This is a genomic window from uncultured Neptuniibacter sp. (genome assembly GCF_947498015.1).
Taxonomy (GTDB): domain Bacteria; phylum Pseudomonadota; class Gammaproteobacteria; order Pseudomonadales; family Balneatricaceae; genus Neptuniibacter.
Genome location: NZ_CANMIR010000008.1, coordinates 101,366 through 128,121, shown reverse-complemented (window position 1 = coordinate 128,121; position 26,756 = coordinate 101,366). Strand labels below are relative to the sequence as shown.

Sequence of the window (26,756 nt, the reverse complement as noted above, 5' to 3'; positions counted from 1 at the left end):
CGCTATATGCGGCTTTTTTATTGCTAGGTCGATTAACCCGGGTATTTGCGCTGGGTTGGGCCAGTGTAAAGCTGGCGTGGGCGACCGATTTTGTTCGGGCTGCTGTGGAATTCGCTCCAGTGAGAGATCCAGCCGATTGTACGTGACAGGGCAAAGATCACTGTAAACATGTTGGTTGGGATGCCAATTGCTTTCAGGATGATACCAGAGTAGAAGTCTACGTTCGGGTACAGTTTACGCTCTGCGAAGTACTCGTCTTCGATAGCAATCTGCTCAAGGCGTTTTGCAATCTTCAGCAGAGGATCATTTTCCAGTCCTAGTTCAGCCAGTACTTCGTCACAAGACTTCTTCATCACGCGTGCGCGTGGATCGAAGTTGCGGTAGACGCGGTGGCCGAATCCCATCAGGCGGAATGGGTCGTTTGGATCTTTCGCCTTTGCAACGAACTCATCGATGCGTGACTCATCACCAATTTCTTCCAGCATATTCAGAACAGCTTCGTTGGCACCGCCGTGAGCAGGCCCCCACAGTGCTGCAATACCAGAAGCGATACATGCGAATGGGTTAGCACCAGAAGAGCCTGCAAGACGTACTGTAGAAGTAGATGCGTTCTGTTCGTGATCAGCGTGAAGTACAAAGATGCGGTCCATTGCTTTCTCAAGTACAGGATTAACCTGATACTCTTCGCAAGGTGTACCAAACATCATGTGTAAGAAATTACCTGCATAGCTCAGGTCGTTGCGAGGATACATAAACGGCTGGCCGCAAGAGTACTTGAAGCACATTGCTGCGATGGTTGGCATTTTCGCAATTAAGCGGTATGCGCAAACTTCACGGTGGTGCTCATTATTAATATCCAGAGAGTCGTGGTAGAACGAGGAGAGCGCACCAACTACACCACACATGATCGCCATTGGGTGAGCATCACGGCGGAAACCGTTATAGAAATGATTCAATTGCTCATGCAGCATTGTGTGGTTTTTGACAGTATTTACAAACAGATCTTTCTGTTCTGCCGTTGGAAGTTCGCCGTTAAGTAGCAAATAGCACACTTCCATGTAGTCTGATTTTTCTGCCAGCTCATCAATTGGATAACCACCGTGCAGAAGTACACCCTTTCCGCCATCAATAAAAGTGATGCTAGAGTCGCATGCTGCAGTAGATACGAACCCTGGATCATAGGTGAACAGGCCTTTGCCAGTCAGAGGGCGCACATCAATTACGTCTGGACCTAGAGTGCCTGAATAAACTGGCAGCTCAATAGATTCATCTAGACCGTCAACTGTTAAACGTGCTTTCTTATCAGCCATTAAAAGGCTCCTATCATTATGTTTTAGTTCTGTCATGACTATCTATTGTAGTCAGATCTAAGAGTCTTGGCCCGATAGATTGGACCCACCCAATATAGAGATTGTTAAACGTTTGTCAATCCAACTAAATAGGTTAATTACTGCGTTGCAGCATATTGAGTGCTTTTCTAACAAGTTTACTTAAATGACTGAATAATCATTTGGTTGTACGACTTTTTATATCGGGTTTTAACCTAGACAAAAGGCGAAGTGCGCTGTGATTGCGTTGTAATATTAAGGTTAAATGCTTATACTCTCGCCCCGAAGTTGACCTCCCGTAATAAGCTGATTCGTTGGTGAGTTACGAAAGGTAAGCTTGAGGAGCGAGGTACTTATCTTCAACACTTCCGAGCAACCGAGCCCTGCAAAGGGGCCGCAAAGTGTGAACAAGAGCCGTGAATAAGAAAAGACCTGTAAATTTAGATCTTCGAACTATCAAGCAGCCGCTTCCGGCGATTACGTCCATTCTGCATCGAGCAACTGGTGTGGCACTCTTCTTTGGTGCTGTATTTGCGTTGTATGCGCTGGGCTTGTCCCTGGAATCTGAAGCTGGCTTCAATGAAGCCGTTGATATGTTTGAGAATGGCTTCTTCGCGAAGCTTATAGCGTGGGGATCTGTGTCAGCGTTGCTGTACCATTTCTTCGCGGGCATCAAACACCTGGTAATGGATTTTGGCCACTGTGAAGAACTTGAAAGTGGTCAGATGGCAGCGAAAGTGACCTTGGGTCTAGCTGCTGTTGCAGTCCTCATTTCGGGAGTATGGATATGGTAACTAGTATTACTAGCTTTGGTCGTAGCGGCCTTTATGACTGGATGATTCAGCGTGTTACTGCTGTTGTCCTGGCGGTCTACACCGTATTTATGATTGGTTATCTGGCGTTTGGCGCAGAGCTGACTTACGAAATGTGGGTTGGTTTGTTCGAAGGAACCGCTATGCGTATCTTTACCCTGCTGGCACTGCTGTCTTTTGCTGCGCATGTTTGGATTGGCTTGTGGTCAGTTTCTACTGACTATATTAAGCCAACTGGCATTCGTTTCGTGTTTCAGTCTGCATGTGGCCTGCTGACGTTTATCTACGTCGTGTGGGGCATTCAGATTCTGTGGGGTATTTAAAAAATGTCTAAACTACGTACGCTTACTTTTGACGCAATTGTTGTCGGTGGCGGTGGTGCAGGCATGCGTGCTGCACTTCAGCTTGCACAGAGTGGTTTGAATACTGCCTGTGTCACAAAAGTATTCCCAACTCGTTCCCACACTGTGTCTGCGCAGGGTGGTATTACTTGTGCTATCGCAAGTGCTGATCCAAATGATGATTGGCGTTGGCACATGTACGATACCGTTAAGGGTTCCGATTATATCGGTGACCAGGACGCTATCGAGTACATGTGTTCTGTAGGTCCTCAGGCGGTGTTTGAGCTAGATCATATGGGTCTGCCTTTCTCTCGTACTGAAACAGGCCGTATCTACCAGCGTCCGTTCGGTGGTCAGTCAAAGAATTTTGGTGAAGGTGGTCAGGCTGCACGTACTTGTGCTGCTGCGGACCGTACGGGTCACGCACTGCTTCATGCTCTGTATCAGGGTAATATGAAAGCCGGCACTACCTTCCTTAATGAATGGTATGCAGTTGATCTGGTTAAGAATGACGATGGCGCGGTTGTAGGCTGTATCGCTATCTGCATTGAGACAGGTGAGACTGTTTACATCAAGGCTAAAGCAACTGTTCTTGCAACAGGTGGCGCTGGCCGTATCTACTCTTCTACTACCAATGCTCTTATCAATACCGGTGACGGTATGGGTATGTCTCTGCGTGCGGGTGTGCCTGCTCAGGATATGGAGATGTGGCAGTTCCACCCAACCGGCATTGCAGGCGCAGGTGTGCTTGTGACCGAAGGTTGTCGTGGTGAGGGTGGTTACCTGATCAATAAAGATGGCGAACGCTTCATGGAGCGTTATGCACCTAACGCTAAAGACCTTGCAGGACGTGACGTTGTTGCTCGTTCTATGATCCTTGAGATTCTGGAAGGTCGTGGTTGTGGTGAAGATGGCGATCACGTTTACCTGAAAATGGATCACTTGGGTGAAGAGGTTCTTCATTCTCGCCTGCCTGGTATCTGCGAGCTGTCTAAAACGTTCGCGGCAACAGATCCTGTTGTTAAGCCGATTCCTGTTGTACCAACCTGTCACTATCAGATGGGTGGTGTTGCAACCAATATCGGTGGTCAGGCGATTGCGCCTGATAAAGACGGTAACGATACAATCGTTGATGGTCTTTACGCATGTGGTGAAGTGGCTTGTGTGTCTGTACACGGTGCTAACCGCCTGGGTGGTAACTCTCTTCTTGACCTGGTTGTATTTGGTCGTGCTGCTGGTATGCAAATTGAGCAGCAGATGCGAGAAGGTTACGAAGTTAAGAATGCTACTGAAGCAAATATTGATGCTGCAATGGCTCGCCTGAATCGCCTGAATAACTCAACTGGTGGTGAAAGTGTTGCTGAGGTTCGTAAAGAGCTGCAGAGCACAATGCAGTTATACTTCGGTGTATTCCGTGACGGCGAAAGCATGCAGAAAGGTCTTGAATTGCTTAAAGGCATTCGTGAGAAGATTAATAATCTGCATCTGGAAGATAAGAGTCAGGCATTCAACACTGCGCGTATTGAAGCACTGGAGCTTGAAAACTTGTTCGAAGTGGCTGAGGCTACTGCAATCGCCGCTGAGGTTCGTAAAGAGTCTCGTGGTGCGCATGCTCGTAATGACTATACAGAGCGTGATGATGAGAACTGGTTGTGCCACTCTGTTTACTACCCAGAAGACAAAACCATCGGTAAGCGTGCTGTAAACTTTGCACCTAAAACCGTGGATGCCTTCCCACCTAAAGTTCGTACTTACTAAGGAGCTTCTATCATGTTGGTTAGTGTATATCGCTACAATCCTGAAACTGACGATGCTCCTTACATGCAGGATATCCATATCGATATCCCTGGTGGTAAGGACATCATGGTGCTGGATCTTCTGCAGCTTCTGAAGGACAAAGATCCGTCAATGGCGTATCGCCGTTCATGTCGTGAAGGTGTGTGTGGTTCAGATGGTATGAACATGAATGGCCTGAATGGTCTCGCATGTATCACTCCATTGTCTGCAGTAGTGAAAGACGACAAGCTGGTTCTACGTCCGCTGCCTGGTCTGCCGGTTATTCGTGATCTTGTCGTTGATATGACTCAGTTCTACAAAGCGTATGAGAAGATCAAGCCGTTCTTGATCAATGATACGCCTCCGCCTGCAATTGAGCGTCTGCAGTCTCCAGAAGACCGCGCGGAGCTGGATGGTTTGTACGAGTGTATTCTTTGTGCCTGCTGTTCTACTTCGTGTCCATCGTTCTGGTGGAATCCTGATAAGTTTATCGGTCCTTCCGGTTTGCTTCAGGCTTACCGCTTCTTGGCTGATAGCCGTGATACGGCAACAAGCGAGCGTTTGGCTGCATTGGATGATCCATTCAGCGTATTCCGCTGCCACGGTATCATGAACTGTGTGAATGTTTGTCCTAAGGGGCTCAACCCGACAAAGGCAATCGGTAAAATTCGCAACATGCTACTGTCCCAAGCGACTTGATATACCGAAAGCGGTGCCATTGGCGCCGCTTTTTTTTGTCTGCAATAAAAAAAATAATAAATTTGTAAAAAAATTACGGTATTCGCATAAAGAATTATTAAAGCTTTGGAATAAAAGCTTTAATATAGCGTTCCCGAGACAGTACCAGCTGTTTGATCGGGTGAATGAAGGTAACTCAAAGAGGGGCGATCTCTAGTCGGTCAAAGGCCGATGGAGTCGGTAAAGCTCCCAGAGCCAGGGTGATCAAGAATGCAAGAAAGCATCATGGATCTCATGTGGAAGAATGCGCACCTTTATGGTGGCAACCTTTCATACGTTGAAGAACTATATGAAACATACCTGATGGATCCGAATGCGATTCCTCAGGAGTGGCGAGAAGAGTTCGACCGACTGCCTAAAGTCGGCGAGAATCTGACACAGGATGTGCCACATTCTGCTATCAGAGAGCATTTTCTCTACCTTTCCAAAAATCAAAAGCGTGCTGCACCGACTGCCGTAAGTTCTGTAAGTTCAGAACATGAGAAGAAGCAGGTTCGAGTGCTGCGTATGATTAACGCATACCGAGTGCGTGGACATCAGATTGCTAATATCGACCCGTTAGGTTTGATGCAGCGTGAAGATGTGCCAGATCTGGATCTGCGTTTTCACGAATTGTCTGAAGCTGATTATGATACCGTCTTCCAATTGGGCTCTCTGTTCTTTGGCCCAGAAGAAGCGCCACTGAAAGATATCATCGCGGATCTGAAGAAGACTTATTGCACAACAGTTGGCGCCGAGTATATGCATATTGTAGATACTCAGGAAAAACGCTGGATTCAATCTCGATTGGAGCCTGTGCGCTCACATCCCGACGCACCTGTTGAAAAGAAAAAAATGATCCTGGAACGTTTGACTGCAGCAGAGGGCTTAGAAAAATATCTAGGTTCACGTTATGCCGGTGCGAAACGTTTCGGATTAGAGGGTGGTGAGTCTCTCATTGTCTCTCTGAATACGCTTATTCAGCGTGCAGGTAAGCAGGGCGCTAAAGAGGTTGTAATCGGCATGGCCCACCGTGGCCGTCTGAACACACTGGTAAATATCTTTGGTAAGAATCCTGGCGAACTGTTTGAAGAGTTTGAAGGCAAGAAGACATTAGATACATCGGGTGACGTTAAGTATCATCAGGGTTTCTCTTCTAATGTTGAAACGGCAGGTGGTGAAGTCCATATTGCGATGGCATTTAACCCATCACATCTGGAGATCGCAGCGCCTGTAGTTGAAGGTTCTGTTCGTGCACGTCAGGATCGACGTGAAGACTTTATCGGTGATTCCGTTGTGCCAGTCAATATCCATGGCGATCAGGCTTTCTGTGGTCAGGGTGTTGTAATGGAGACATTCCAGATGTCTCAGACCCGTGCATATAAAACGGGCGGTACAATTCATCTCGTAGTTAATAACCAGGTTGGCTTTACTACATCAAAGCAGGAAGACTCACGTTCAACTGAGTATTCTACTGACGTTGCGAAGATGATTCAGGCACCGATCTTCCATGTAAATGGTGATGATCCTGAAGCGGTCCGCTTTGTAACGCAGCTTGCTGTTGATTACCGAAACGAATTCAAAAAAGACGTTGTTATCGATCTGTTCTGCTACCGCCGCCGTGGTCACAACGAAGCGGATGAGCCTTCTGGCACACAGCCATTGATGTATGCTCAGATTAAGAAGCAGAAAACAACTCGTGAGCTCTATGCTCAGCAATTGATTGGCGAAGGTCTTATCACGGCTGAAGAAAGCAAAGAGATGGAAAAAGAATACCGCAAGCTGCTTGAAAATGGTGAGCATGTGGTTAAGTCTCTTGTCCATGAGCCTAACTCTGAGCTGTTTGTCGACTGGAAACCATATCTGGGTCATGACTGGTCATTTGATTGCCCTGAAACTAAGGTTGATCTGAAGCTTCTTCAAGAACTTGGTAACAAGATTTGCGAAGTACCGGAAGGCTTTGCTGTTCAGCGTCAGGTTCAGAAAATCATTGATGATCGTAAGCGCATGGCACATGGTGCGATGGAGCTTAACTGGGGTATGGCTGAGTCATTGGCCTACGCATCAATTCTGGCTGAGGGGCATCCTGTACGTATCACTGGTCAGGATGTTGGTCGTGGCACCTTCTCCCACCGTCATGCAGTCCTTCATGATCAGAAAAATGCTGAGACATACCTACCACTGCAGAATCTTTCTGAAGAGCAGCCGCGTTTGACTTTGCATGATTCTTTCCTTTCAGAGGAAGCGGTCTTGGCATTTGAGTATGGTTACGCCACCACTATGCCTAATGCACTGGTTATTTGGGAAGCTCAGTTCGGTGATTTTGCCAACGGTGCTCAGGTTGTAATTGATCAATTTATTACCTCCGGTGAGCATAAGTGGCAACGTCTATGTGGTTTGACTATGTTGTTACCGCATGGATTTGAGGGGCAGGGGCCAGAGCACTCTTCAGCGCGTCTGGAACGTTACCTGCAGCTTTGTGCTGAGCATAATATTCAGGTAGTTACCCCAACTACACCATCTCAGATCTTCCATTTGCTGCGCCGTCAGGTTGTTCGGCCATTGCGTAAGCCGTTGGTTGTTATGTCACCGAAGAGTTTACTTCGTCATAAGCAGGCAACCTCCACTTTGGAAGATCTCGCAGAAGGTTCCTTCCTACCGGTTATCTCTGAAGTGGATCAGCTTGAGCCTAAGAAGGTTAAGCGTCTGGTTCTTTGTGGCGGTAAGGTTTACTACGACCTGTATAATCGTCGGGCAGAACTTGAGAAACAGGATGTGGCAATTGTTCGTATTGAGCAGTTGTACCCATTCCCAGAATCTCAGTTGGCAGAAGCAATCGCAGAGTACACCAATTTAGACTCTGTGGTTTGGTGCCAGGAAGAGCCGATGAACCAGGGTGCATGGTATTCAATGCAACATCATATGCGCCATGTTATGCAGCAGCACGATAGTAAATTGCATCTTGAAGGTGTTGGTCGTCCAGCATCTGCAGCTCCAGCAGTAGGGTATATCTCCGTACACGCAGAGCAACAAGAAGCACTAGTAAATGAAGCAATCAACGGTTGATCAGGCGATTAACCATAAATTTTTAATCGCCTGACGGTGATAACGATAAAGGAAAAAACATGTCCATCGAAATCAAAGCGCCGACTTTCCCGGAATCTGTAGCAGACGGCACAATTGCAACTTGGCATAAACAACCTGGTGAAGCTTGTTCAGCCGATGAACTGATTGTTGATATCGAAACTGACAAGGTGGTATTGGAAGTTGTGGCACCAGAAGATGGTGTTATTGCTGAAGTACTCAAGGGTGAAGGCGATACAGTTCTGAGTGATGAAGTCATTGCTAAGTTTGAAGCAGGCGCTGCCGGCGCTTCTGCTCCTGCGGAGGCTGCAGCAGCTGCAGTACCAGCGGGTGATGCTGATAAAGTTGGCCCTGCTGCTCGTAAACTGATCGAAGAGAATAATCTTGACGCGTCTCAAATTGCTGGCACTGGCAAGAACGGCGGTATCACAAAAGAAGATGTTCAGAACTTCATGAAGAGCGGCGCTAAGCCTGCTCCAGCGGCAGCAACTACTGCATCTGCAGCGCCAGCTCCAGCAGCTGCGCCTGTGAATGTTCCGGTTGGTGAACGCGTAGAGAAACGTGTTCCTATGACTCGTCTGCGTGCAACTATCGCTAAGCGTTTGGTTGAAGCTCAGCAGAATGCTGCCATGTTGACAACGTACAATGAAGTTAACATGAAGCCAGTTATGGAGTTGCGCAAGCAATACAAAGATCTGTTTGAGAAAACTCATAACGGAACGCGTCTTGGCTTCATGTCATTCTTCGTCAAAGCAGCAACAGAAGCGCTGAAGAAATTCCCGGCTGTAAATGCGTCTATCGACGGTAACGATATGGTCTATCACGGTTATCAGGATATCGGTGTTGCCGTGTCTACTGATCGTGGCCTGATGGTCCCTGTTCTACGTGATACTGATGCGATGAGCCTGGCAGATGTTGAATCTACTATCGCTGATTTCGGTAAGCGTGGTCGTGAAGGTAAGCTGGGTATGGATGACATGCAGGGCGGTACTTTCACCATCACAAACGGCGGTGTATTTGGTTCCCTGATGTCTACACCGATCCTGAATCCACCACAGACTGCAATACTGGGTATGCACAAAATTCAGGAACGTCCAATGGCTGTAAATGGTCAGGTTGAGATACTTCCAATGATGTACCTGGCTCTGTCATACGATCACCGTATGATTGATGGTAAGGAAGCTGTACAATTCCTGGTGACTATCAAAGATCTTCTGGAAGATCCTGCACGTATGCTCCTGGAAGTCTAAGTCGACCCTCAACAAGAACAGAGTGAAGATAGGATAAAACATGTCTGATAAATTTGACGTTATTGTCATCGGTGCAGGTCCTGGTGGTTATGTCGCTGCTATTCGCGCAGCTCAGCTGGGTCTTAAGACTGCATGTGTTGAAAAGTGGGTAGACGATAAAGGCAGTGCAGTTCTTGGTGGAACGTGCCTGAACGTGGGTTGTATCCCTTCCAAGGCATTGCTTGAATCAACTCACCAGTTCCACAACGCTCAGCATGCTGACGTTCATGGTATTCAGGTGGGTGGTGACGTATCCATGGACGTTAAAGCCATGGTTGCGCGTAAAGATAAGATTGTTGGTAACCTGACAGGTGGTATTGCCGGGCTGTTCAAAGCTAACGGTGTTACTCTGCTTCAGGGTATGGGCAAGCTTCACGGCGGTAAGAAAGTTGAAGTTATCGCTGCTGATGGTAGCTCTACAACCTATGATGCTGAAAATGTTATCTTGGCATCAGGCTCTGTGCCCGTAGAGATCCCTCCAGCACCCCTCACAGAAGGTCTGATTCTTGACAACGAAGGTGCGCTGAACATTGATGAAACGCCTAAGCGTTTGGGTGTTATCGGTGCCGGTGTTATCGGACTTGAAATGGGTTCTGTATGGGCGCGACTGGGAACGGAAGTAACCGTTCTTGAAGCGATGGACGATTTCCTGTCTGCTGCTGATAAAGATGTGGCTAAAGAAGCTGCTAAGATCTTCAAGAAGCAGAATCTCGATATCAAATTGAGTGCGCGTTGTACTGGTACAGAGATCATCGACGGCAAAGAGGTTAAGGTAAAATACGCTGATGCTGAAGGTGATAAAGAGATCATCGTTGATAAACTGATTGTAGCTGTGGGTCGTAAGCCGCAGACACAGGGTCTATTAGCTGATGATTCTGGAGTTAACCTGGATGAGCGTGGTTTCATCTTTGTTAATGAACAGTGCCAGACCGGTGTACCAGGTGTTTACGCTATTGGCGACTCTGTGCGTGGTCCTATGCTTGCACATAAAGCTTCTGAGGAAGGTATGATGGTTGCGGATATCATCGCAGGCCATCATGCACAGATGAACTACGATGTTATTCCTAGCATCATCTATACGCATCCTGAGCTTGCTTGGGTGGGTAAGACTGAGCAGGAACTCAAGGCCGAAGGTGCAAAAATCAAAGTGGGTAAATTCCCATTTGCTGCGAACGGTCGTGCGATGGCAGCCAATGATACAGATGGTTTCGTTAAGCTGATTGCTTGTGAAGAATCTGATCGTGTCTTGGGTGTTCACATCGTTGGCGGAATCGCTTCTGAACTGATTGGTCAGGCTGCGATTGCAATGGAATTCTGCTCTAGTGCAGAAGACCTGCAGATGACAGTGTTTGCTCACCCGACTGTAAGTGAAGCAATACACGAAGCTGCTCTCGCAGCAGACGGTCACGCTATCCATATGGCGAACCGTAAAAAGCGCAAATAATTGCGCATAAAAGTATTCGGCTGGCTACCTTAGGGTGGCTGGCCGTTTTCGCAAAACTTGTTGTTGAACCCAACAGGGCTGTTACAGGGGCGTTTTTAGACCTCTGATACAGAAAAATCATTTAGTGACAACACAACGGATTAGAGCATGAATCTTCATGAGTACCAGGGTAAACAGCTGTTTGCCGAATATGGTCTGCCGGTATCCAAAGGGTACGCTGTAGATACTCCAGAAGCAGCGGCTGAAGCTGCAGAGAAAATTGGTGGTGACAAGTGGGTTGTAAAGACTCAGGTTCACGCAGGTGGTCGTGGTAAAGCTGGCGGTGTAAAGCTGGTTGACTCCCCTGCAGAAGCACAAGAGTTCGCAGCTAACTGGCTGGGTAAAAACCTTGTTACCTATCAGACTGATGCTAACGGTCAGCCTGTTTCTAAAATTTTGGTTGAAGACTGTACTGATATTGCTAATGAGCTATATCTGGGTGCGGTTGTAGACCGTTCTTCTCGCCGTATCGTTTTCATGGCATCTACTGAAGGTGGTGTTGAAATCGAGAAGGTAGCTGAAGAAACTCCAGAAAAGATTCTGAAAGCGACAGTTGATCCGCTAACAGGTGCACAGCCTTATCAGGGGCGTGAACTTGCATTCCAGCTAGGCCTGGAAGGTGATCAGATTAAGCAGTTCGTTAAGATCTTTATGGGTCTGGCGCAGATGTTCCAGGAGAAAGATCTGGCACTTCTGGAGATCAACCCTCTGGTAATCACTGATGAAGGCAACCTGCACTGCCTGGACGCTAAAGTAGCGATCGATGGTAATGCTGTTTACCGTCACAAAGACCTTCAGGCTATGGAAGATCCATCTCAGGAAGATGAGCGTGAAGCTCGTGCGGCTGAGTGGGATCTTAACTATGTTGCGCTTGATGGTAGCATCGGCTGCATGGTTAATGGTGCTGGTCTGGCGATGGGTACAATGGATATTGTATCTCTACACGGTGGTTTCCCTGCAAACTTCCTGGACGTTGGTGGCGGCGCGACTAAAGAGCGTGTTACTGAAGCGTTCAAAATCATCTTAGAAGATGACAAGGTTAAGGCCGTTCTGGTTAACATCTTTGGTGGTATCGTACGTTGCGATCTGATTGCTGAAGGTATTATCGGTGCAGTTAAAGAGGTAGGCGTAAACGTACCAGTTGTTGTACGTCTGGAAGGTAACAATGCAGAGCTGGGTTCTCAGCTTCTGTCTGAGTCTGGCCTGGACATCATCGCGGCTACCAGCCTGACTGATGCTGCTGAGCAGGCAGTAAAAGCAGCGGAGGGTAAATAATGTCCGTTTTGATCAATAAAGACACCAAAGTAATCTGTCAGGGTTTCACTGGTGGTCAGGGTACCTTCCACTCTGAACAGGCTATCGCGTACGGCACTAAAATGGTTGGTGGCGTAACACCAGGCAAAGGTGGTACTACACACCTGGGTCTACCTGTATTCAATACTGTTGCTGAAGCTGTTGCTGAAACAGGCGCTGAAGCCTCTGTTATCTATGTTCCAGCTCCTTTCTGTAAGGATTCTATCCTGGAAGCGGCAAACGGCGGCATCAAGCTGATTGTTTGTATCACTGAGCACATTCCAGTAATGGATATGCTTGAGTGTAAAGTTAAGTGCGACGAATTGGGTGTGCGTTTGATCGGTCCTAACTGCCCAGGTGTGATCACTCCGGGTGAATGTAAGATCGGTATCATGCCAGGTCACATCCACTTGCCAGGTAAAGTAGGTATCGTTTCACGTTCTGGTACTCTGACTTATGAAGCTGTTAAGCAGACTACAGATGCTGGTTTCGGTCAGTCTACTTGTGTAGGTATCGGTGGTGACCCAATTCCAGGTTCTAACTTCATCGATATTCTGGAAATGTTCCAGAATGATCCGCAGACTGAAGCGATCGTTATGATCGGTGAGATTGGTGGATCCGCTGAAGAAGAAGCGGCTGAATTCATTAAAGCAAACGTCACTAAGCCTGTTGTTTCTTACATTGCTGGTGTAACTGCACCTGCTGGTAAGCGCATGGGTCATGCGGGCGCAATCATCTCTGGTGGTAAAGGTACTGCTGATGAGAAATTTGCGGCACTGGAAGATGCAGGCGTTAAGACTGTACGCTCTCTGGCGCAGATTGGTGATGCACTACGTGAAGTTACCGGCTGGTAAGCCAGCAGATACTTTTTAGTGTAAAGGCAGCTTCGGCTGCCTTTTTTTGTGCCTATGCTTTTTGGTGGTTGCTGTCATAGCCCATTGAAAAGTGTGTAGATTCATGTGATTGTTCTTGCCTTGTTCTGATATTTAGATCGTGTCATGAAAAAAATTATTATATTTTCGATTAGCGGTGTTTTAGCTCTTTCTCTGTTAGGGGGAGGTGGGTACTGGATATTTACGCTGTATTCCGCGCTAGGGGAGTACAAAGAACTAGGTACGACAGCTGAAATTAAAAGTAGCATAACGGAATTAAAAGCGCTTCAGCTTGAAAGCCTTCAGTTGAATCAGGAGATGGAAAAAGCGAAAACTCAATTCTCTAGCTATAAAGCGGGTTTTCTTGAGCGCTCAAAACAAAGGGCAGAACGGAAAGTTGCTACCAGTATCGCTTCATTTACACCGATTTCTGGCCCATATGTTCTAACTTCGACCGCAGTGAAGGAATATATTGAAAATTGTGAAGATGCCATGGCGCTAAAAAAGTTAGAGGCCACGATGTTTGGTAGGGCTGTAACAACTAATCAGTCTGAAGGTTGTAAAGACCGTATCTCATATAAGTTACTACCTTTGTTCAAGTACCAGATGTTACGTGTTCGAGCTGGTATGTCAGGTTCTTATGGGCATTTCCGAGATGACGCCGAAAAGAAATTTGATAATTCAAGGAAGCTTTTACAGCGTTGGGATATTCCAGTTGCTAAGGAGCTGGAATCGTACACCCGTTTTTAGGCTTGATACTGAATCTATGATGCGGTCTGAAACCTAATTATATGAATTGGAGAAGCTATTCGTTTCTTTAATTTCTGAGATTAAATTGAGTATTTGTTATGTGTAAAGATCTGTTTCCCTATTTTCAGCCGATAATTGAAACTGCAACCGGTCAAGTCGCAGGTTATGAAGCGCTTGCCAGAATGGGAAGCTCAGAGAGTAGGGTAGTCTCGGCAGGGCACCTGTTTTCGGATCAATCTATTCCGGTTTCGGAGCGTATTGCCTTGGATCGTGATGTTAGGCAGCAGGCTCTTGAGGCCTCCGGTTCTCTTCCGGATAATACCTTTCTGAGTATCAATATCTCTCCAGAATGGCTTAAACACCTTGAATCAATGGATAAGATACCAACCTTGGATATGATCAAGCAGTTGGCCATCGATCCATCTAAGGTTGTGATTGAAATTACGGAGCTTGACGGTGATATCGAGATCATTCGCGGGCTGGTTGAGCGTTACCGTGAGAGTGGGTTTCGGATTGCTATCGATGATTTCGGATCAGGTTTCTCTCAGTTAGATAGAATCGCACTATTAAAACCCGACATCATTAAGTTGGACATGACGCTTCTTAAAGGTGCCGGAGATAATGGGCGTGGCTCTTCGATGGTGCAGATGCTGGGTGAATTGGCATCCAAGCTTGGCAGTAAGGTTCTATGTGAAGGGGTGGAAACTGAGGAGGAGTACTTTCTTGCATTGAGCTGCAATGCAGCCTACGTACAGGGTTTTCTGTTTGCTGAAGCGTTACCTCAAATGATGGCGCCAGAGACTACTGCGACACAGGTTAAAAATTTACTCAGCCATTATCGTGATATGGCGATCAATGCTACGTCATTGAGTCACTGGCGATCTGAAAAAATTAAACGTGAGCTTTTGGCCTTGAAAGAGGTGTTGCGAGCGGCTTCTACGGACGATGACCTCAATCATTTTGTTGCTGCGGATCACCTCTTGAGATTTTATATCTGTGACCGTATGGGCTATCAAATATCGCCAAATTATGAAAACAGTGAAAAAGGTTGGATTATTGATGAGCACCATCGTGGTTATAACTGGAGCTGGCGCCCCTACTTCTTTGAGCTATTGGGGTCATCAGATACGTTGAACCGTCTGGTCTTCTCTGAGCCGTATCAGGATATTCACACCGGTGAGCGGGCCCAAACGGCGGTACTGTTCATTGATGACCAGAGAATTTTACTGGCAGATCTTCGTGATGATCAGCAGGCGGGTACTCTTTTCGGCGGTTTTAGGGGAATGCCGGCTAGTTGGATTCCTGAAATCGATTAATATTTCAGTGTGTTGAGAAGGAGAGTGTAGGTTTTATCCTTCTTCTCAACTTGGTGAAGTTTTATGATCTGGTAATTTAGTTCAGGGGCGAACCAGATAAACGTCTGTCTTTCACTCTCTTTATCTCTGACTCTCACAACGCGAATAGCTTCATACTCACCGATAGGGGCATTGATGATCTCTACGCCTTCGGTTTTAAATCGATACTTTTTGAGGTGTCCGCCATCGGCAACGTTGTAGGTAACGTCTTTTATGCCTGCGGCGACATCTTGCTGTAACAGTAGTTGATAGCTGATTTTATCTTGAACTCCTGGTTTGATTCCCATCTGCCAGGGTTTATCGCCTACCTTGTTTGTGACCTGCAGGTTGCTCCAGTCAAAATGAACCTCAGCATTACGCTTTTTGCCTAGAACGCTGCGTTTATATACGTAAGTAAGTGGTTGAATTGTCGAGTTCTTAACTTGAAATTGGCTTGATTCGAAAATGCTGGCAAACATCGCATTGGCTTTGGATTCAAATAGCCAATGCTGATCTTTTACTTGTAGGTGGCGAGTTGTTTTGCCGCTCAGAGAGATGCTTCCATTCCAATCAATCTCATAAGTTGCAGTGAACGGTTTTAGTTCTGTTGTGGGGGAGGCGTGAAGTAAAGAAGCCCAGAAGGTGAGAGTTATAATTACAGCTGATGTAATGTATTTCACTTTATGGGCCTCCTTCGGCTGTTACTACTCTTGGTGAAATTGGTAGCCTTGCAGTGCTAGTGGCTTGTTATCCAGGATTATTCCATCAGGAGTCCATTTAAGCCTCTCGCTGCAGATCCATTCCACTGCCAACGGGTAGATTTTGTGCTCGATTTTATGAATTTTGCCTTGTAGGCTCTCTGCACTATCATCCGGGTCGATGCTGACTTTTCCCTGAACAGCTAGAGGGCCACCATCAAGCTCTTCTGTCACAAAGTGCACGGTACACCCATGCTCAAGGTCACCCGCGTCAATAGCTCGTTGGTGGGTGTGTAGGCCTTTGTATTTAGGTAGCAGGGATGGATGGATATTAATCATGCGCCCCCGGTAGTGGCGGACAAAGTGGGCTGAAAGGATCCGCATGAAGCCAGCTAGCACGATAAGATCTGGTTTGTACTGGTCGATCTTCTCGATCATGGCTAAATCAAAAAGCTCACGGCTCTCAAAGTCCTTGTGGTTTAACACTAAGGCAGGAATATCAGATCTTCGGGCACGTTCCAGACCGTAAGCATCAGCTTTGTTGCTTAGGACAGCCTCGATCTGGCCAGAAATCTGGCCAGCATCGACGGCATCCATGATCGCTTGGAGGTTGGAGCCACTCCCTGAAATCAGGACAACGATCCGTTTACTCATGTTGCTGTTTAAGCTCCCAGGCCTGCAAGGTCAACCTGCTCTTCGCCATCTTCAGCAGCAGCGATTGTTCCAATAACCCATGCTTCTTCTCCTTCTGCTTTCAGAAGGGAAAGCGCTTCTTCCTGTTTGTCGTTAGGTACGCAGATAATCATACCTACACCGCAGTTAAAGGTGCGGTACATCTCTGTGGCCTCTACGTTCCCTTGTTGCTGCAGCCATTTGAATACAGCTGGAAGTTCCCAGGAGTTTGTATCAATGACAGCTTTTGCACTCTCAGGTAGTACGCGCGGGATATTTTCCAGCAACCCCCCACCTGTAATGTGAGACAGTGCGTTAACCTGAGATTCTTTGATCAGCTTTAGTAATGATTTAACGTAGATACGAGTTGGTGCCATCAGTGCATCTGCCAACGGTTTGCCGTCAATCTCTTCGGTCAGTTCAGTACCGCTAACTTCCAGGATCTTGCGGATCAGGGAGTAACCGTTGGAGTGAGGGCCTGAGGAGGCTAAACCGATTAACGTGTCACCAACTTTTACATTACTGCCATCAATGATTTCATCTTCTTCTACAACACCGGTACAGAAGCCTGCCAGATCATAGTCTTCGCCTTCGTACATGCCAGGCATTTCAGCGGTTTCACCACCAACGAGTGCTGCACCGGATAGTTCACAGCCTTTACCAATACCTGTGACTACATCTGCAGCAGTGTCGACATTCAATTTACCCGTTGCATAGTAATCAAGGAAAAACAGTGGCTCAGCACCAGCAACAACCAAGTCGTTCACACACATCGCTACCAGATCGATACCGATTGTATCGTGTTTACCCAGATCCATGGCCAGACGCAGTTTGGTGCCAACACCATCGGTGCCTGAAACCAGCACCGGCTTGCGATAACCTTCGGGAATACGGCAAAGCGCGCCAAAGCCCCCAAGGCCACCCATCACTTCTGGGCGGGCGGTGCTTTTTGCTACACCTTTAATACGATCAACCAGGGCATTACCAGCGTCAATATCAACGCCTGCATCTTTGTAGCTCAAAGAGCTGTTATCAGAACCAGTAGACATGGAACAGTTAACCTTTCATGTGCGAGGTAGGAAGAAAAATATTGCGCGTATTCTAACGTTTCTCTCCGTTGAATACACTCATCTGGGCAATGAATATGAAATATTTATATGGGATGGTACAGTTAGCTCACGATTTTATTCTGGAAATGTTTAGGCAGTTGCATGGACTTCAAGCGTACCCTGATTTCAGCCCTGATTATTCTGTTATCCCCCTGTGCTATGGCTGGAAGTGTGGCCGATCTTTACAGGGCAAAGCTCATTGTTCCTTTGCAGGTGAGTATGCCGGATGAACAGACAACGCTTAATGGCTTGAAGCAGGTATTGGTTAAGGTGTCAGGGGATGATGATATAGCTAGAAATTCCCAGATAAAACAGCAGCTTGGTGCTGCTGGGGATTTCTTGCAACAGTACAGCTTTCTCGCTGTATCACAGGTTGGGCAGCAGCAGGCGTTGGTTCTTGATTACAATCCCGCGCTGGTTGATGCCTTAATTACCCGAACCGGAAAAAAACCATTGGGGGAAAATCGGCCTACGGTTCTGTTGTGGCTTGCTTCTTCCCTGAACGGGACACGTGATTTTGTATCCGTAGAGAGTGCCGAGTTAACAGCTCTTCTAGCGGCAGCAGATCGTCGGGGGTTGCCTGTTCAATTACCTCTCTATGATCTTGAAGATCAGGCAGCTTTACCGGTAAGTGATCTATGGGGGTTGTTTGAGGGGGCGCTTCGAGGTGCATCTGAACGTTATAATCCCGATGCTGTCATTGCAGCCCGTCTGAGTAAAACTGCATCAGGAATGACTCAAATTGAGTGGGATCTATTTTCGGATTCTGGCTCACAGCGACATTCATCTTTAGGTGAAATGAACAATGTGATGAATGAGGTGGTGGATACTGCTGCTGACCAGCTGTTTAATCCGGTTGTCAGTCATAGCTTGAGTTATTTTCAGACAGGTGTGGCTGTACATATTAGCAATATCAATAGCTACGCCGACTATGTGCAGTTTACGGATTACCTTCAATCCTTACCGGTTGTGAGTTTGGTCAGCATTGAGCGGATAAATGGTTCTGAATTCGTATTTAGGTTGGAGCTTGATGGTGATCAACTGCAATTGCAGCAGGCCATGGGGCTTGACCCTCGAATTCAGGCGCTTGATCTGAAGCGAAATGCTGATGGTAGTCAGACACTCTCATATAGTTGGCAAGGATAACCAGGGATAGTGTTTATGACAGAATCTCAACGTTGGTTTTTTCTTATATTAGCTATGGTGCTTTCAGGTGTCGTATATCTACTGGCACCAATCCTCTCTCCGTTTCTGGTCGGTGCGCTTTTAGCTTACCTGGCCGACCCGGTAGCTGATAGGTTAGAGCTATCAGGATTGTCACGAACAACATCGGTCGTTATCGTTTTTATCGCTATGACCGCATTTGTGGTGATGTTATTTCTGATATTTATTCCAAAACTCGGTTATCAGATACAGATGCTATTTGAAAGGGTACCTCAGGCAATTGAGCTCTTTGAGCAGAGAGTATTCCCCTGGATCTTAACAACCTTCAGTCTGGATCCTGGTGCGTTTGATTTTGCCAATGTTAAAAAAATCATTGTGGGGGATCTCCAGAAAACCAGCGATATCATGACGCAACTGCTTGGAGGCATTACCCGATCAGGCCTGGCTGTTGTCGCTTGGGTTGCTAATCTTGTATTGATACCTGTAGTGACTTTTTATCTGCTCCGCGACTGGGATCTTATGGTTGACCGGATAAAGCATCTGCTTCCAAGAAACATTGAGCCAAAAGTCTCTATCTGGGCCGCAGAGTGCGATGAGGTTCTCGGCGCCTTTATGAAGGGGCAGCTTCTGGTCATGTTTGCATTAGGCGTTGTATATGCCAGTGGATTATGGATCGTAGGACTTGATCTGGCGCTGTTGGTTGGTATGATCGCTGGCCTTGCTAGTATTGTGCCCTATATGGGGTTTATTATTGGTATAGCTGTTGCCAGTGTTGCTGCATTTATGCAGTTTCAGGATCCCATAGTACTTGGTTATGTTGGGGTTGTTTTCATCGTGGGGCAGCTATTGGAAGGCATGTTATTAACCCCGTTGCTGGTCGGTGATCGTATCGGCTTGCATCCAGTTGCGGTAATTTTTGCTATTATGGCAGGCGGACAACTTTTTGGCTTTGTCGGTGTGTTATTGGCACTGCCGGTTGCTGCTGTAATTATGGTGTTACTGCGACATCTACATGAGGGTTACAAAAGTAGTACCCTGTATGCCTCTGATCACCAGAAAGAATTAGAACAACCTGAACCATAGTGAATGACGACTAATCACCCATTTCAGATACCGCTTTCCGTAAGCCTGCGTGACGATGCCCGCTTTGAGAACTTTTATGCTCAAGGCAATGAGTTGCTTTGCGCAAATTTAAAGGCTGCGGCGCGTGGAGAAGGCGAGCAATTTATCTATATCTGGGGAGGTGCAGGAGTTGGTTGCACCCACCTTTTACAAGCGGTATGCCATGAGGCTGACCCGGTGGGGCGAACGGCAGCATATCTTCCATTGGATGAGTTAAAGCAGTTGGGTGCAGGTATTCTTGAAGGGATGGAATACTTAGATCTTGTGTGCCTTGATGGTATCGCTGCTGTGGTAGGTGAACGATCCTGGGAAGAGGCGCTGTTCCATTTTTTCAACCGTATCAGAGAGCAAGGGAATACACTCATCATTGCAGCATCTGCTGCACCTCGTTATTTAGGGGTTAATCTGCCCGATCTTGCTTCTCGCCTGAGTTGGGGGATTGTTTTCCAGGTACAAGCCTTAGATGACGACACCAAACTGAAAGCTATTCAGATGCGGGCTAGCGCGCGGGGGCTCGAGTTCTCGGATGAGGTTGCTCGATTCCTGTTGCACCATGCCAGTCGTAATATGAATGATCTGGCAATGCTTCTTGATACGCTTGATCAGGCTTCTCTGAGTGCCCAGCGCAAAGTTACAATTCCTTTCATTAAAGAAGTCACTGGTCTGTAAACACCTCTTTTGCTGAAACCTTCATCAGATTGTCACTCCTTTTCGCGGCTGCGTAATGCACAATAGGTGTAGCCGTTTTTTGTGGGATCTGGAGGTCGTGATGGGCAGTCAACATATCAGTGATAAACTACAGAGGAAGCTGGATAAAGAGGGCATTAAGGTTAAACACAATAATGTCCGCTTCACTGTGACACATAAGAACCGCAAGGGGGAAGTGCTGGGGCGAGAGTGGTATAAGGGCTATATTGCTGCAACAGAAAAGCGTTTATTGCTCAGTGCGGATGGCGTGAAGTTTGTTAATATCAAAGGCAGTGACGAACGGTTCTCAGCTGTTAAATTTGTTGAAGATAATATTGCCTGCCTCGAAGTAAAGGTGCTTAAAGAAGCGTTGTCAGAGCGAGGGGTGGTTTTTCATATCTATACAGATAAAGTGGATAAATTCCTAAAAAGAATCGCTCAACTTTAATCAGTATCTGCGTTTATGGGAGAGAGGTGGGAGATCAATTTCCCGCCTCTTGAATTATCAACTCAACTCCCTCATTATGCCGCTTTTTAGAGGTGGCCGAGTGTATCGAATTCTTGATCAAACCGCTGAATTGTTGGTGATTGATAAATCACCGGGTATAAGTGTGCATAAAGATCAAGAGATTGCCGGTCTCACTATGCAGCTTCAAAAAGATCTTGCACTGGAACAAATCTATCTGGTGCATCGGCTGGATAAAGTCACATCTGGGGTGATGGTATTTGCTAAGTCTGCCCAGGCGGCTTCGGCCTTAGCTGAGCAGTTTCGTTCTCGTCAGGTTAAGAAGTTTTATCTGGCTATCTCCAAGGGTAAGCCACGTCGAAAGCAGGGATTGATCTGTGGCGATATGGATAGATCCAGACGTGGGATGTGGAAGCTGCTTAAAACACGCAGAAACCCAGCGATAACTCAATTTTTCAGTTGCTCAGTTAAACCCGGTTATCGTCTTTTTTTGCTAAAACCGACAACAGGTAAGACCCATCAGATTCGTGTTGCGTTGAAAAGTGAAGGAGCGGCTATACTGGGCGATAAGCTCTATAGTGGCGTAGTGTCTGATCGCACTTATCTGCATGCATACTCGTTAGGCTTTGTCTATGCAGGAGAGGAATATAGCTACCTGAGTCTGCCGAGTGAAGGTGAGTTCTTTGATGAAGCTTGCATACATGCTATAACGCAGCACTTTTCTGATCCTGAAGCCCTGAATTGGCCCAACATTAAATAGTAAGAGTATCTGTCATGAGTGATAACGAGCGTATCGAAAGAGATTTTAACCTTCGAAGTGAAGAGGATAAGAAGGCGTTTCTGGAACAGACTTGGTGTGACCATTGCCAGGAGGTGAATTTGGGGATGGTTGAGCCGGAAGAGTATGAACTCAATGAGACCATCTTCATCGAGGGAAAATGCGCTAAGTGCGGCACAGTTATCCTGACAGAGCTCACTGACGAAGAGTTCTAAAGCGGTTCTACTATTTTATTGGAGAGTGAATTTGTCTTCTGGGTTTGAAAACAGGTTTGGTGGTACCCGTCGATTGTATGGCAACGATTCCGTTGATAGGTTTCGACATGCACACATCTGTGTCATCGGAATAGGTGGAGTGGGCTCATGGGTGGCTGAGGCGCTCGCGCGTACAGCAATCGGTAAGATCACGTTGATCGATCTGGATGATATCTGCATCACCAATACAAACCGACAGATTCATGCGCTCGATGGCAATATTGGTCGTTCAAAGACTGAAGCGATGGCCGAGCGGATTAAATTGATAAATCCGGAATGTGAAGTGGTTGAAGTTGAAGACTTTATAACCCGTGAGAATATTCCTGAATTGATCACCAGTGAGTTTGATTATGTTATTGATGCGATTGACAGCGTCAAAGAAAAAGCTGCACTGATAGCCCACTGCTCCTATCGGAAAATTCCTATCATCACCGTAGGTGGGGCCGGGGGGCAGATGGATCCTACAAAGATTGAGATCTGTGATCTGTCAAAGACCAATCACGACCCTCTTGCTGCCAAAGTTCGTTCGTTTCTGCGTCGTCATTACCGTTTTAGTAAAAGTGGCAGGCGGTTCTCTGTTGATTGTGTTTACTCTACTGAGCAGTTGGTATATCCCCAACCAGATGGGACTGTCTGTGCACAAAAGAGTGTATCTGATGGCAATACCCGTCTGGATTGCGCTGGGGGATTTGGTGCTTCAACCTGTGTTACTGCAACTTTTGGTTTTGCAGCGGTGGCGCGAGTGCTTGAAAAAATGCAAAAGCGTTGGGAGCGACAGCAACAACAGTCATAGTATGATGGAGTGCTATGACTGTATATTTGTGAGCTAGCAGCTTCTATCCCTAGGCAGGGCTATTGAGATCACGGCGGTTAAGATGATCAATGTTGCAGATAGGTAGAGACATGCTTCAAGGCCCCAGAACTGGAATAAAAGACCCGATAGAACGGTGCCGAGCAGTCTGCCTATAGCATTAGCCATGTAATAAAAGCCCACGTCTAATGATGCCCCATCTTCACGTGCATAGCTGATGATCAGGTAACTGTGAAGTGAGCTGTTAATCGCAAAGAAGATGCCGTAAATAAGAAGCCCACCCAGTAGTACTGACTGTTGTTCATAACCCTGCGCGATCATAAGGGGAACAGTGGCTAGCGCTATTGCCCAACTTAATGCACTCACCCCGTCTGGTGTTTTTCCATCTCTTCGAGATGTCACTACGGGGGCGAGTGTTTGTATAAAACCATACGCAATAATCCAAAGTGCCATAAACCCGCCAACTTGCCAGAAATCCCATTTAAAGTGTTCGCTTAAAAAAACGGGCAGGGCGACCACAAACCAGACATCACGTGAGGCAAACAGGAAAAGACGTGCTGCAGAGAGAATATTGATAGCGCGGCTGTTAGAAAAGATCTCGGTGAATTTAGGTTTGTTCTTGGCAACCCCAAGCTCCTTATTGAGCAGTATGAGGCTGAGGACTAATACCAGTGAGATCAGGCTGAGCATCAACCACATCGCCCCTTGGAAGCCTGATAGATTTAGTAGCAGCCCCCCCATGAAAAAACCTAGCCCTTTGAGGGTGTTCTTAGAACCAGTCAGTATGGCAACCCATTTAAATAGGGTGCCTTCGGCGCCATGCTGAATAAGAGATTTGACTGAGCTCTTGGCGCTCATTTTATTGAGATCTTTCGCAATGCCGGATAAAGCCTGAGCGGCCATCACCCAGGGGATCGAAAGAAACTCCGATGGAAGGGTTAGCATCAGAAGAGCGGCCGCCTGTAAACTCAGTCCGATGTTCATGGTTTTATTCAGGCCGATTCTGGCGCCCAGCCAGCCCCCCACAAGATTGGTGATAACGCCAAAAAACTCATAGAAAAGAAACAGCATCGCGATGCTGAGAGCGCTATAGCCGAGTTGATGAAAATGGAGCACCACCAGCATGCGCAGTGCACCATCAGTCAGCGTAAATCCCCAATAATTTCCGGTAACAATCAGGTATTGGCGGATGGCTTGTGAGGAAAGGGCGGTCATTTGCTACTGTAATCCATCACGTATCTAGCGAGTTCTGCTGTGCGATTAGCGTAACCCCATTCGTTGTCATACCATGCGTAGAGCTTTAGTTGAGTGCCATTGATCACCATAGTGGAAAGCGCATCAATAATGCTTGAGCGCGGATCTGTTCGATAATCTATGGAGACCAGTGGACGCTCCTCGTAACCCAGGATTCCCTTGAGTTCACCGGAAGCGGCGGTTTCAAAAAGGGTATTAACTTCCCGCTCTGTAGTCTCGCGCTCCAGTTCAAAAACCATATCTGTCAAAGAGGCGTTGGCCAGTGGAACCCTGATGGCATGACCATTCAGTTTGCCGCTCAACTCAGGGAAAATCTGAGTGATAGCTTTCGCAGAACCGGTCGTTGTTGGAATAAGGCTCATCCCGCAAGCCCGTGCACGCCGAAGGTCTTTGTGTGGGGCATCCAGAATAGTTTGTGTGTTTGTAATATCGTGAACCGTGGTCATCGAACCATGTTTTATTCCGATCTTTTCATGGATAACTTTGATGACAGGGGCGAGGCAGTTAGTGGTACATGAGGCTGCCGTTACAATTGGGTAGGTTCCTTTTTCGTATAACGAGTGGTTGATTCCCATCACCAGATTGAGGATGCCATCCTCTTTAACCGGAGCGGTTACTACGACCTGCTTTACGCCCTGCTTAAGATACTCTTCAAGCAGAGATTTCTCTTTCATGACACCGCTGGCTTCAAAAACGAGATCGCATTCAGACCAATCTGTTTCATGGATCTCTCTGTTTTGGCTAACGCTGATTTCCTGGTCGCCGACAGTGATTCGATTGCCTTCCGCGGTTGCGTTGTTAGACCAGGTACCATGTACAGAATCGAAATTAAGAAGGTGAGCAAGCGTCTCTGCATCCCCCATAGGGTCGTTGATCTGGATGAATTCAAATTCTGGCCAGTCCCATGATGCCCGAAGCACCAGTCGTCCCATTCGCCCAAAGCCATTAATCCCGATTTTGATAGTCATATTAGGTTACTCGCAAATATTTGAGGTGACAGGTTTATCAAGCAAATAGCTGAACTGCTGTTTGTTGCCTTCTGCGCAGTTTTCTATGGTCAGTCGCACCCATTGGGGAAGGTCCGGGTGTATCCGGTAGTAGACCCAGCGCCCCTGTTTGCGTCCCTGAAGAATGTTTAGGTTGCGCAGCTGAGCCAGGTGTCTCGAAATTTTGGGCTGGCTCAATTCCAGTAGTGAGGTTATATCACACACACACAACTCCTCATGCGCGTGAAGCAGCATTAGAATATGCAGGCGGGTTTCGTCAGAGAGACTCTTAAAAAAGACTGAAGGCAACATCATTAATCATTCATATATGCTTTGGCGTATATGATGTCCAATCTGATTAATATAATCAATACCTGATTACTATGACTGAGCGCTTAAAATGTTGTCGAAGAAAAAAAGCCCCATTGAAGGGGCTAAAAATGCGTTAACTCATGGCGAGGCCAGAGTTGAAGATGGGATGCAGATGAGTACAAAATCCTCACACTTTATGAAGAATTAATTCTCAATTGCCCTGTAAGTATGAGGGCAATTGCTGCATTGCAACATAGGACTTTGGTATTTAATTACAGAGGGTTATATCTACTTTTGCAGCAATATTTTTGCGATAGTGAAATTTAGTGGATCGATTGTCATTTGGCGGATAACTTTGCTTCAAGGGGCTATTCATTAAAAAGCAGCCGGTCGGCTGCTTTATTAAAAGAGTTGCTGGAGAAAAGATTAATCAGATGCGTCAGTTACTCGATAATCTGGTCATCTCTAGAGCGGTAAGGGTGCCAGGGGTAGGTGCCCATGATGCGTACATCTTTCGCAAAGAAATCCAGCTCCTGTAGAGCATACTTCATCTTCTTCTGGTCAGGATGTCCCTCGACATCAAGATGGAAGCTGGTTGCTGTCATGGAGTCAGATGCCATATAGCTCTCAAGTTTGAGCATGTTTACCCCATTGGTAGAAAAGCCTCCCAGTGCTTTATATAAGGCGGCGGGAATATTTCGGACGGTAAACATGATCGATGTCATAAATCGCGTGTTTTTATCCAGATCAGGCATATGGCTGTCGCGCGCAAGAATCAAAAAGCGGGTGGTGTTACCGCTTTTATCCTGGAAATTATCACGAATGATTTCCAGTTGATAAAGCTCAGCCGCAAGGCTGGATGCTATCGCAGCATGTCCCTGTGACGGGGTTTGACTGAGGTCCGCGGCCGCGCCTGCTGTATCCAGGCTTGCCGTGGGGGTGATTCCAAGCTCGTTGATATGACCATCGCACTGGGCCAGTGCCTGAGGGTGTGAGGAAACAAATTTAATATCTTCGATCCTAGTCCCCTTTGGGGCCAGAAGGCAGTGGTTGACCGGTTCGAAATGCTCACCCACGATATGTAGTTTGGTCTTCGGCATCAGGCGATAGATCTCTTCAACCCTGCCAGCGGTTGAATTTTCCAGCGGGATCATCGCTAAGCGAGCCTTACCCCCTTCGACCATAAACATGGCATCAGCAAAGGTAGCGCAGGCCTGAGCTTCCAGTTCCGGGTGAGCCTTGCGGCAGGAAAGGTGAGAATAGGCACCGGGTACGCCCTGGTAGGCGATAATTGCTGGCAGATTGGTCATAGCGTTGTGTTCGAAGTTAATCCATCTTTGAGAGGGGCGTATTATTACACAGAG

General features: G+C 47.0%; 26 protein-coding genes. 18 read left to right on the top strand and 8 right to left on the bottom strand.

Annotated features, from left to right (window positions below):
* Positions 1-32 precede the first annotated feature (32 nt).
* Positions 33-1,310: a citrate synthase gene (gltA, locus tag Q0882_RS11715; RefSeq protein WP_299181817.1), complete on the bottom strand. Its 1,278-nt coding sequence runs from the start codon at positions 1,308-1,310 to the stop codon at positions 33-35.
* Between the two features lie 434 nt (positions 1,311-1,744).
* On the opposite strand from gltA, the gene sdhC reads away from it, so the two are divergent.
* The 11 genes from sdhC (at position 1,745) to Q0882_RS11660 (ending at position 15,061) form a co-directional block, all read left to right on the top strand.
* Entirely contained in the window at positions 1,745-2,122 is a 378-nt protein-coding gene (sdhC, locus tag Q0882_RS11710; protein ID WP_299181815.1) for a succinate dehydrogenase, cytochrome b556 subunit, read from the top strand.
* Positions 2,116-2,463, top strand: coding sequence for a succinate dehydrogenase, hydrophobic membrane anchor protein (gene sdhD, locus Q0882_RS11705; protein WP_299181813.1), 348 nt, complete (start codon positions 2,116-2,118; stop codon positions 2,461-2,463). Before sdhC ends, sdhD begins: the two co-directional genes overlap by 7 nt.
* A gap of 3 nt (positions 2,464-2,466) precedes the next feature.
* Positions 2,467-4,239 carry a succinate dehydrogenase flavoprotein subunit gene (sdhA, locus tag Q0882_RS11700; protein WP_299181811.1) on the top strand — a complete coding sequence of 591 codons (1,773 nt, stop codon included), beginning with the start codon at positions 2,467-2,469 and terminating at the stop codon, positions 4,237-4,239.
* A 12-nt stretch (positions 4,240-4,251) separates the two neighbouring features.
* A complete protein-coding gene (locus tag Q0882_RS11695; protein WP_299181809.1) occupies positions 4,252-4,956 on the top strand; it encodes a succinate dehydrogenase iron-sulfur subunit in 705 nt (234 codons plus the stop codon).
* 249 nt (positions 4,957-5,205) lie between these two features.
* Positions 5,206-8,040, top strand: a complete 2,835-nt coding sequence (locus Q0882_RS11690) for a 2-oxoglutarate dehydrogenase E1 component (RefSeq protein WP_299181807.1) — start codon at positions 5,206-5,208, stop codon at positions 8,038-8,040.
* 59 nt (positions 8,041-8,099) lie between these two features.
* Complete coding sequence (gene odhB / locus Q0882_RS11685) at positions 8,100-9,308, top strand: 2-oxoglutarate dehydrogenase complex dihydrolipoyllysine-residue succinyltransferase (protein WP_299181805.1); 1,209 nt, start codon at positions 8,100-8,102, stop codon at positions 9,306-9,308.
* 40 nt (positions 9,309-9,348) lie between these two features.
* Positions 9,349-10,791: a dihydrolipoyl dehydrogenase gene (gene lpdA / locus Q0882_RS11680; RefSeq protein WP_299181804.1), complete on the top strand. Its 1,443-nt coding sequence runs from the start codon at positions 9,349-9,351 to the stop codon at positions 10,789-10,791.
* A 147-nt stretch (positions 10,792-10,938) separates the two neighbouring features.
* The gene (sucC, locus tag Q0882_RS11675) at positions 10,939-12,105 is read left to right on the top strand and encodes an ADP-forming succinate--CoA ligase subunit beta (protein ID WP_299181802.1); all 1,167 of its coding nucleotides are present in this window, start codon (positions 10,939-10,941) and stop codon (positions 12,103-12,105) included.
* Complete coding sequence (gene sucD, locus Q0882_RS11670) at positions 12,105-12,977, top strand: succinate--CoA ligase subunit alpha (RefSeq protein ID WP_299181800.1); 873 nt, start codon at positions 12,105-12,107, stop codon at positions 12,975-12,977. The genes sucC and sucD overlap by 1 nt, the downstream gene beginning before the upstream one ends.
* Positions 12,978-13,121: 144 nt before the next feature.
* Entirely contained in the window at positions 13,122-13,745 is a 624-nt protein-coding gene (locus Q0882_RS11665) for a hypothetical protein (protein WP_299181798.1), read from the top strand.
* A 98-nt stretch (positions 13,746-13,843) separates the two neighbouring features.
* Complete coding sequence (locus Q0882_RS11660) at positions 13,844-15,061, top strand: EAL domain-containing protein (protein ID WP_299181796.1); 1,218 nt, start codon at positions 13,844-13,846, stop codon at positions 15,059-15,061.
* On the opposite strand, the gene Q0882_RS11655 is transcribed toward Q0882_RS11660, so the two are convergent.
* Genes Q0882_RS11655 through purM form a run of 3 tightly spaced genes read right to left on the bottom strand, consistent with a single transcriptional unit; the run spans position 15,058 to position 17,498 of the window.
* A complete protein-coding gene (locus Q0882_RS11655) occupies positions 15,058-15,759 on the bottom strand; it encodes a DUF3108 domain-containing protein (RefSeq protein ID WP_299181794.1) in 702 nt (233 codons plus the stop codon). The genes Q0882_RS11660 and Q0882_RS11655 overlap by 4 nt on opposite strands.
* Positions 15,760-15,783: 24 nt before the next feature.
* The gene (gene purN / locus Q0882_RS11650) at positions 15,784-16,431 is read right to left on the bottom strand and encodes a phosphoribosylglycinamide formyltransferase (RefSeq protein WP_299181792.1); all 648 of its coding nucleotides are present in this window, start codon (positions 16,429-16,431) and stop codon (positions 15,784-15,786) included.
* Between the two features lie 8 nt (positions 16,432-16,439).
* Complete coding sequence (gene purM / locus Q0882_RS11645; protein ID WP_299181790.1) at positions 16,440-17,498, bottom strand: phosphoribosylformylglycinamidine cyclo-ligase; 1,059 nt, start codon at positions 17,496-17,498, stop codon at positions 16,440-16,442.
* Between the two features lie 162 nt (positions 17,499-17,660).
* Here purM and Q0882_RS11640 point away from each other — a divergent pair, with 162 nt between their 5' ends.
* The 7 genes from Q0882_RS11640 (at position 17,661) to tcdA (ending at position 22,822) form a co-directional block, all read left to right on the top strand.
* Positions 17,661-18,704 (top strand): DUF2066 domain-containing protein, encoded by a 1,044-nt coding sequence (locus Q0882_RS11640; RefSeq protein WP_299181788.1) that lies wholly within the window; start codon positions 17,661-17,663, stop codon positions 18,702-18,704.
* Between the two features lie 15 nt (positions 18,705-18,719).
* The gene (locus Q0882_RS11635; protein ID WP_299181786.1) at positions 18,720-19,805 is read left to right on the top strand and encodes an AI-2E family transporter; all 1,086 of its coding nucleotides are present in this window, start codon (positions 18,720-18,722) and stop codon (positions 19,803-19,805) included.
* Positions 19,806-19,808: 3 nt separating this feature from the next.
* Entirely contained in the window at positions 19,809-20,513 is a 705-nt protein-coding gene (gene hda / locus Q0882_RS11630; RefSeq protein ID WP_299181783.1) for a DnaA regulatory inactivator Hda, read from the top strand.
* Between the two features lie 100 nt (positions 20,514-20,613).
* The gene (locus Q0882_RS11625) at positions 20,614-20,979 is read left to right on the top strand and encodes a hypothetical protein (protein WP_299181780.1); all 366 of its coding nucleotides are present in this window, start codon (positions 20,614-20,616) and stop codon (positions 20,977-20,979) included.
* 100 nt (positions 20,980-21,079) lie between these two features.
* The gene (locus tag Q0882_RS11620; RefSeq protein ID WP_299181777.1) at positions 21,080-21,757 is read left to right on the top strand and encodes a TIGR01621 family pseudouridine synthase; all 678 of its coding nucleotides are present in this window, start codon (positions 21,080-21,082) and stop codon (positions 21,755-21,757) included.
* Positions 21,758-21,771: 14 nt separating this feature from the next.
* A complete protein-coding gene (locus Q0882_RS11615) occupies positions 21,772-21,990 on the top strand; it encodes a hypothetical protein (RefSeq protein ID WP_299181775.1) in 219 nt (72 codons plus the stop codon).
* 31 nt (positions 21,991-22,021) lie between these two features.
* Positions 22,022-22,822: a tRNA cyclic N6-threonylcarbamoyladenosine(37) synthase TcdA gene (tcdA, locus tag Q0882_RS11610; RefSeq protein ID WP_299181773.1), complete on the top strand. Its 801-nt coding sequence runs from the start codon at positions 22,022-22,024 to the stop codon at positions 22,820-22,822.
* 33 nt (positions 22,823-22,855) lie between these two features.
* Here the strand turns inward: tcdA and arsJ are convergent, their stop codons facing one another.
* From arsJ to Q0882_RS11590, 4 genes are all read right to left on the bottom strand, one after another.
* The gene (gene arsJ, locus Q0882_RS11605) at positions 22,856-24,055 is read right to left on the bottom strand and encodes an organoarsenical effux MFS transporter ArsJ (protein ID WP_299181770.1); all 1,200 of its coding nucleotides are present in this window, start codon (positions 24,053-24,055) and stop codon (positions 22,856-22,858) included.
* Positions 24,052-25,062 carry an ArsJ-associated glyceraldehyde-3-phosphate dehydrogenase gene (locus Q0882_RS11600; RefSeq protein WP_299181767.1) on the bottom strand — a complete coding sequence of 337 codons (1,011 nt, stop codon included), beginning with the start codon at positions 25,060-25,062 and terminating at the stop codon, positions 24,052-24,054. The genes arsJ and Q0882_RS11600 overlap by 4 nt, the downstream gene beginning before the upstream one ends.
* A gap of 6 nt (positions 25,063-25,068) precedes the next feature.
* Positions 25,069-25,392, bottom strand: a complete 324-nt coding sequence (locus tag Q0882_RS11595; protein ID WP_299181881.1) for a metalloregulator ArsR/SmtB family transcription factor — start codon at positions 25,390-25,392, stop codon at positions 25,069-25,071.
* A 443-nt stretch (positions 25,393-25,835) separates the two neighbouring features.
* Positions 25,836-26,702: a prephenate dehydratase gene (locus Q0882_RS11590; RefSeq protein WP_299181764.1), complete on the bottom strand. Its 867-nt coding sequence runs from the start codon at positions 26,700-26,702 to the stop codon at positions 25,836-25,838.
* Between the last annotated feature and the right edge of the window lie 54 nt (positions 26,703-26,756).

Excerpts from the sequence above, each read along its gene's own strand:
- lpdA (WP_299181804.1), top strand. The coding sequence starts at position 9,349 with ATGTCTGATAAATTTGACGTTATTGTCATCGGTGCAGGTCCTGGTGGT.
- odhB (WP_299181805.1), top strand. The coding sequence starts at position 8,100 with ATGTCCATCGAAATCAAAGCGCCGACTTTCCCGGAATCTGTAGCAGAC.
- Q0882_RS11640 (WP_299181788.1), top strand. The coding sequence starts at position 17,661 with ATGGACTTCAAGCGTACCCTGATTTCAGCCCTGATTATTCTGTTATCC.
- arsJ (WP_299181770.1), bottom strand. The coding sequence starts at position 24,055 with ATGACCGCCCTTTCCTCACAAGCCATCCGCCAATACCTGATTGTTACC.
- sdhD (WP_299181813.1), top strand. The coding sequence starts at position 2,116 with ATGGTAACTAGTATTACTAGCTTTGGTCGTAGCGGCCTTTATGACTGG.
- Q0882_RS11625 (WP_299181780.1), top strand. The coding sequence starts at position 20,614 with ATGGGCAGTCAACATATCAGTGATAAACTACAGAGGAAGCTGGATAAA.
- sucD (WP_299181800.1), top strand. The coding sequence starts at position 12,105 with ATGTCCGTTTTGATCAATAAAGACACCAAAGTAATCTGTCAGGGTTTC.
- Q0882_RS11690 (WP_299181807.1), top strand. The coding sequence starts at position 5,206 with ATGCAAGAAAGCATCATGGATCTCATGTGGAAGAATGCGCACCTTTAT.
- Q0882_RS11635 (WP_299181786.1), top strand. The coding sequence starts at position 18,720 with ATGACAGAATCTCAACGTTGGTTTTTTCTTATATTAGCTATGGTGCTT.
- Q0882_RS11595 (WP_299181881.1), bottom strand. The coding sequence starts at position 25,392 with ATGTTGCCTTCAGTCTTTTTTAAGAGTCTCTCTGACGAAACCCGCCTG.
- Q0882_RS11615 (WP_299181775.1), top strand. The coding sequence starts at position 21,772 with ATGAGTGATAACGAGCGTATCGAAAGAGATTTTAACCTTCGAAGTGAA.
- Q0882_RS11660 (WP_299181796.1), top strand. The coding sequence starts at position 13,844 with ATGTGTAAAGATCTGTTTCCCTATTTTCAGCCGATAATTGAAACTGCA.
- Q0882_RS11665 (WP_299181798.1), top strand. The coding sequence starts at position 13,122 with ATGAAAAAAATTATTATATTTTCGATTAGCGGTGTTTTAGCTCTTTCT.
- gltA (WP_299181817.1), bottom strand. The coding sequence starts at position 1,310 with ATGGCTGATAAGAAAGCACGTTTAACAGTTGACGGTCTAGATGAATCT.
- purN (WP_299181792.1), bottom strand. The coding sequence starts at position 16,431 with ATGAGTAAACGGATCGTTGTCCTGATTTCAGGGAGTGGCTCCAACCTC.
- hda (WP_299181783.1), top strand. The coding sequence starts at position 19,809 with ATGACGACTAATCACCCATTTCAGATACCGCTTTCCGTAAGCCTGCGT.
- purM (WP_299181790.1), bottom strand. The coding sequence starts at position 17,498 with ATGTCTACTGGTTCTGATAACAGCTCTTTGAGCTACAAAGATGCAGGC.
- Q0882_RS11600 (WP_299181767.1), bottom strand. The coding sequence starts at position 25,062 with ATGACTATCAAAATCGGGATTAATGGCTTTGGGCGAATGGGACGACTG.
- sucC (WP_299181802.1), top strand. The coding sequence starts at position 10,939 with ATGAATCTTCATGAGTACCAGGGTAAACAGCTGTTTGCCGAATATGGT.
- sdhA (WP_299181811.1), top strand. The coding sequence starts at position 2,467 with ATGTCTAAACTACGTACGCTTACTTTTGACGCAATTGTTGTCGGTGGC.
- Q0882_RS11590 (WP_299181764.1), bottom strand. The coding sequence starts at position 26,702 with ATGACCAATCTGCCAGCAATTATCGCCTACCAGGGCGTACCCGGTGCC.
- Q0882_RS11695 (WP_299181809.1), top strand. The coding sequence starts at position 4,252 with ATGTTGGTTAGTGTATATCGCTACAATCCTGAAACTGACGATGCTCCT.